Raw genomic sequence first — 5,324 nt, 5'->3', positions numbered from 1 at the left:
TAACAAATCATACATTTGGTCACTGCTATGGTCCGAAATCGCCAAATTTTCTCACCAGAATATAAAATATCAGCATAAATTAAAAATAATGGTCAAAATATTTGGATTTTAACATAGAAAGCGGATTTTTTTGGCATTGGTGCTTCCTAGGCAGTGGTGAAATGTCACACAGAAATCAATCATCGGATTGTTTTCGTTAAGCCATGAGCAGAATAAAGCTCGCTTTAATTATGCCATGGCGAGAAAACAAAGGCGTATGCCAATTTAGAGGGAATTTAGACGGATGTTTTGGGGTTGCCTATGGCAAGATGTTTTGGAGTAGCGAAGACAGAGTGAGAGCGCGCTTTCACTATGCTGAGTCACGACAAAACAAACCACAGGTAAATCTTTGGAGGAAATCTTTTTGAAGAAGTTGCTTCGCAAGAAATATTTTTTTGCAATGATATATATGTTGGCACAAATAATCACGAAAAAAACGAGCAACTATTGTAGGTTGCTCATTTTGCGATACTTATTGCAGATGGAGGTATATTCCCCATTGTATATACTGCATCTTCACTTCTTGGGTCAAATGAAAATTTTGCATTATCTATTAGTTTGGTTGTATAATCTTTAGTAGGGATTTTCCCCGATGGTTTAGGGAAAAACCTTTGCGAAACATCGGGAAAATGTTTTCCTTTGCATCGAGAACAAGATAAAACCCTTGCAAAAGGGCTGGTGAAAACCAAAGAGTAATAACAATTAAAATATAGGAGATAAAGGTATGAAGAAGATGATGATAGCCCTGATGAGTCTGCTGACATTCGCAGCTAAAGGCAACGCTATGAGTTACGAGCAAGCCCGTAACGAGGCTTTGTTCCTGACCGACAAAATGGCTTACGAACTCAATCTCACAGAAGACCAGTATGAGGCCGTCTATGAAATCAACCTTGACTATCTGATGGGCGTTACAAGTTACGATGATGTTTATGCGCTGGGATGGGAGCGCCGCAATAGCGACTTGGCTTTCGTTCTGTTCGACTGGCAACTGACCGCCTACCGAACTGCTTCATATTTCTATCGTCCACTCTACTGGCATGGAGGATATTGGCACTTCGGCATTTATGCCCGCTATCCACGTCGCGACTTCTTCTATTTCGGGCGTCCAGTATTCTACGCTTCCTATCGAGGCGGGCACTCTTGGCGAATGAACGGAAACCGCAGTTGGTATCAGCCACGCCGCCATATCTATGCACCCAAACATCATCGCAACCACTTCGGTATGAAGGATGGTTGGGATCGAGGTGACTTCCGTAATAATCACCATAGCATGCGCAATAGTTCTACACGTACCACAGTAAACCGCGACTGGCGACAGAATAACTCACACCATCGCTATATTGACAGGAGGAACGACAACGACCGCGGCTGGAACAGCAATCGCGACAACAATAGAAACAACGACCGTGGTTGGAACAGCAATCGCGATAACAACAGAAACGGACAATCGTTGGGAGGATACCGCAGTCGTGAGAATGACAGAAAAAGCACATTAGGCGGTAGCAACAACAGCCGTCCTACCACCAGTAGCAACCATTCTTTTGGTAGCGGAAACCGTTCATTCGGCAGCGGCGCCACCCGCTCTGTCGGCAACAGCAGTAGCAATAACGGCGGAGGCCGCAGCACGGGCGGAGGCCACAGTTACGGCGGACGTCGATAACATACGCACTTCAGCATTCATCACCCGTTGCACTTCGCGCATCGGACAATGGGCATAGACAGCAAGGATAGCTTTATTGATAATGCCATGACCCACAGCCACCACCCGTTGATCGGGATAGGTGGCTGTTATATATTCTAAGAAATCGACAGCACGCATCATCATCGTTTCCTCACTTTCCACATCATCAGGCCATACCAATCCTTTTAGATCAGGTATGAAACGTCCAGTAAAAGCTCCCCAGTCGCGCTCACGAAGCAGAGGTGTAGTAACAACTGGCAAGTGATGCGGCCGTGCTATGATTTCAGCAGTTTCCACCGCCCGATGTAAATCGCTTGCCACAACAGCATCGATGGGTTCCTCTGCCAACCGCTTGCTGACGGTTTCTGCCTGTTGGATGCCATGATCATTAAGTTTACCTTGGGTCTGCCCTTGCATGATCTGCCGGGCATTATCAACGGTCTCGCCGTGACGGATGAGATAGATGGTAGTCATTCTGCTAATATTCCTACATGAAGAGGTACTACATCTGTACCCATATCAGCCAATGCCTGCGACATGTGGCGCAGTTTCTGAGATATTTTTCCGTATTCCATGGCGTTTTGCTCGAAGGCAGATACTCATAGTCATTATGTCCGACATCATGGCAGGTGTCGAAAAGATTTTCAAGATTGTAAAAACCAATGGCATGTACTGCCGTCTTCTTATTTTGTGCACCAACAATATTAATTCCTGCCAACAGCAGGAACACCAAGGCCACCCATGACTTTCTCATTGTGATTGCAAGTTTTAAATTATGGTGCGAAGTTATATAAAAAGAACGAGATTAGCGAGAGATTTTTTCTCTTTCGGTATATTTTAACACAAATAATGGATAAAATTTGGTTGATTGGCAAAAAGTTTGTACCTTTGCAACCTCAAAGCGAGAATTTGTATTTACAACATTAAATAAGTAACAATTAAAATGAAAAAAGGTCTTCATCCAGAAAACTATCGCCCCGTCGTGTTCAAGGACATGTCCAACGGCGATATGTTCCTTTCGCGTTCTACCGCAAAGACTAACGACACAGTAGAATTCGAAGGCGAAACTTACCCAGTGGTTAAAATCGAAATCTCGAGCACCTCTCACCCCTTCTATACCGGTAAGAGCAAGCTTGTGGATACTGCAGGACGCGTAGATAAGTTCATGAGCCGCTACGGTAAGGCTGCAAAGAAATAATTTCCACAGAAAAAACGAATTAAAGGCGCGCCCACAGTAGTTGCATATGCTGATGGTCACGCCTTTTTTGTTTCTAACAAATTTCATCCTTCATTTTCTCGCCATGGCATAACTCGAACGAGTTCGGTTCTGCTCATCTGGCTTAACGAAAACGATCGTTTTTTAAATACTGGCAGGATTCCAATTATGGTTTCCTGCCGTTTTTATATCCATTCACCTACTCTATTAAGCCCCATTTCAGTCATTATAAATATAAAAACATTTTCGACTGGTCTAACGAATACCGAAAACATTATTGACTGATCCAACAACCGATTTAAGTTAAGACGACATAAAACGCCATACTCATATAAAGCAATAGTACCATACACACTTTATTCCATTACACAAGTAAACAAATTTTATTATCAGACACAAAAAAAAAAAAAAAGCTAATACCACCGTTTTCGTTAAGCCAGATAAGCAGAGTTATGTTTACATGAACTCTGCCATGGCGAGAAAACGTGCCATATAATGGAACATAATGATTAACCCATGATTTCACCATCAGCAAACAGACAAAAAGCATTCTGCATTTCTCCACAATAACACCCATTCCACTAAAAAACGCTAAATAGTTTGGTTGTCACGCAGAACATTCGTAACTTTGCGATTAGTAAACCAAACACTTTTCAAACAAGATTAAACAATTAATAAAATAAAGATGAAAACGATTTATGATTTCTCTGTAAAAGACAGAAAAGGAAAAGAAGTATCACTAAAAGAGTATGCCAACGAAGTATTACTCATCGTCAATACCGCTACCAAATGTGGATTTACACCACAGTATGAAGAATTGGAAAAACTCTACGAGAAATACCATAGCCAGGGATTTGAAATCCTCGACTTCCCCTGCAACCAGTTCGGGCAACAGGCTCCTGGTACCGATGAATCCATTCATGAGTTCTGCAAACTCACCTATGGAACAGAATTTCCGCGCTTTAAGAAAATCAAGGTCAACGGAAACGATGCAGAACCACTCTACCAGTTTCTAAAAGAACAGAAGGGATTTGCCGGTTGGGATATGTCACACCCTATAGCACATGTGCTCGACGATATGCTGAGCAAAGAAGACCCAGACTATCGCGAAAAAGCAGATATCAAATGGAACTTCACCAAATTTCTGATTAACAAGAAGGGACAGGTAATAGCCCGTTTCGAACCAACAGAAAAGATAGAACATATCGCCCAACAGATTGAAACATTGCTGTAAGCGACACCTATTATTAAATATAGCATTCCAACAATAACTAACGAATTGCAAGTAATGGAACATACCAAATGTCTGATCATCGGTAGCGGACCTGCCGGATATACTGCTGCTATCTATGCCTCGCGTGCAAATCTTGCGCCCATAGAATACTGCGGATTGCAACCCGGCGGACAACTCACTCAAACTACTGAGGTAGAAAACTTCCCAGGATACCCACAAGGTGTGGATGGCAACCAGATGATGATGGATCTAAGAGAACAGGCAGAACGCTTCGGTACAGAACTTCGCGACGGGTCCATCACCAAGGTTGATTTCTCTAAAACTCCCTATCGCTTATGGGATGAAGAAGGACGCGAGATAGAAGCCGACACCGTGATTATTGCCACTGGTGCCTCAGCCAAATATTTAGGTCTTGACGACGAACGTAAATACAATGGACAAGGAGTTTCTGCGTGTGCCACCTGCGATGGATTCTTCTATCGAAAGAAGACCGTTGCCGTGGTAGGAGGCGGTGATACAGCATGCGAAGATGCACTCTATCTGAGCCAGTTGGCAAAAAAAGTATATCTCATCGTACGCAAACCATATCTCCGTGCTTCAAAAGTGATGCAAGAACGAGTGATGAATACCGACAATATCGAAATCCTGTTTGAGCACAACACCCTTGGACTTTTCGGAGAAAACGGTGTAGAAGGCGCACACCTCGTCAAGCGCAAGGGAGAAAATGATGAACAAACAGTTGATATTGCCATAGACGGTTTCTTCCTCGCCATTGGCCACAAGCCTAACACAGAACTCTTCGCCCCATGGCTTGATACAGACGAAGTGGGCTATCTGAAGAAAACCGATGGTACTCCACGTACCAAGCTCCCAGGAATCTTCGTTGCCGGTGACTGTGCAGACCCCACCTACCGACAGGCTATAACAGCCGCAGGAACCGGTTGTCAAGCAGCCATAGAGGCCGAACGCTACCTGTTAGCCAAAGAAGGTTAAGCACAGAGCCAGCATTTAACAAATAAATAGTATGAATAAGAAAAGGCTCGCTTCACAGCGAGCCTTTTCACGTTTAAAACTAAATTAATCAACCATAAACCTTAACCATTAAAAATCATATTGGGTTTTGCATTAGAAACCTCTTGTTCTTATATAATGCA

At 43.3% G+C, this 5,324-nt stretch carries 5 protein-coding genes and 1 pseudogene; 4 read left to right on the top strand and 2 right to left on the bottom strand.

The genetic code is table 11. The features are described from left to right. The first annotated feature begins 763 nt into the window (after positions 1 to 763). A complete protein-coding gene (locus tag CIK89_RS07325; protein ID WP_094390740.1) occupies positions 764 to 1,699 on the top strand; it encodes a hypothetical protein in 936 nt (311 codons plus the stop codon). On the opposite strand, the pseudogene CIK89_RS07320 reads toward CIK89_RS07325, so the two are convergent. Both CIK89_RS07320 and CIK89_RS07315 read right to left on the bottom strand, forming a co-directional pair. Continuing rightward, positions 1,697 to 2,194: pseudogene (locus CIK89_RS07320) on the bottom strand (histidine phosphatase family protein); the annotation flags it as partial. The gene CIK89_RS07325 and the pseudogene CIK89_RS07320 sit on opposite strands and share 3 nt — an antisense overlap. Positions 2,195 to 2,222: 28 nt before the next feature. Continuing rightward, positions 2,223 to 2,474, bottom strand: a complete 252-nt coding sequence (locus CIK89_RS07315) for a hypothetical protein (protein WP_094390738.1) — start codon at positions 2,472 to 2,474, stop codon at positions 2,223 to 2,225. Between the two features lie 189 nt (positions 2,475 to 2,663). On the opposite strand from CIK89_RS07315, the gene CIK89_RS07310 reads away from it, so the two are divergent. The 3 genes from CIK89_RS07310 to trxB all read left to right on the top strand — a co-directional run bounded on the left by CIK89_RS07310 (position 2,664) and on the right by trxB (position 5,163). Continuing rightward, on the top strand, positions 2,664 to 2,918 hold the full coding sequence (locus CIK89_RS07310) for a type B 50S ribosomal protein L31 (protein ID WP_094390737.1): 255 nt from the start codon (positions 2,664 to 2,666) through the stop codon (positions 2,916 to 2,918). 703 nt (positions 2,919 to 3,621) lie between these two features. Further along, positions 3,622 to 4,170 (top strand): glutathione peroxidase, encoded by a 549-nt coding sequence (locus CIK89_RS07305; RefSeq protein WP_094390736.1) that lies wholly within the window; start codon positions 3,622 to 3,624, stop codon positions 4,168 to 4,170. A 54-nt stretch (positions 4,171 to 4,224) separates the two neighbouring features. After that, positions 4,225 to 5,163: a thioredoxin-disulfide reductase gene (gene trxB, locus CIK89_RS07300; RefSeq protein ID WP_371327174.1), complete on the top strand. Its 939-nt coding sequence runs from the start codon at positions 4,225 to 4,227 to the stop codon at positions 5,161 to 5,163. Positions 5,164 to 5,324: the final 161 nt, after the last annotated feature.

The organism is Prevotella sp. P4-119 (assembly GCF_002251345.1).
Taxonomy (GTDB): domain Bacteria; phylum Bacteroidota; class Bacteroidia; order Bacteroidales; family Bacteroidaceae; genus Prevotella.
The sequence above is the reverse complement of the archived record's forward strand: the minus strand, read 5'-3'. Positions and strand labels throughout refer to the sequence as shown.

Excerpts from the sequence above, each read along its gene's own strand:
- CIK89_RS07325 (WP_094390740.1), top strand. The coding sequence starts at position 764 with ATGAAGAAGATGATGATAGCCCTGATGAGTCTGCTGACATTCGCAGCT.
- CIK89_RS07315 (WP_094390738.1), bottom strand. The coding sequence starts at position 2,474 with ATGAGAAAGTCATGGGTGGCCTTGGTGTTCCTGCTGTTGGCAGGAATT.
- CIK89_RS07310 (WP_094390737.1), top strand. The coding sequence starts at position 2,664 with ATGAAAAAAGGTCTTCATCCAGAAAACTATCGCCCCGTCGTGTTCAAG.
- CIK89_RS07305 (WP_094390736.1), top strand. The coding sequence starts at position 3,622 with ATGAAAACGATTTATGATTTCTCTGTAAAAGACAGAAAAGGAAAAGAA.
- trxB (WP_371327174.1), top strand. The coding sequence starts at position 4,225 with ATGGAACATACCAAATGTCTGATCATCGGTAGCGGACCTGCCGGATAT.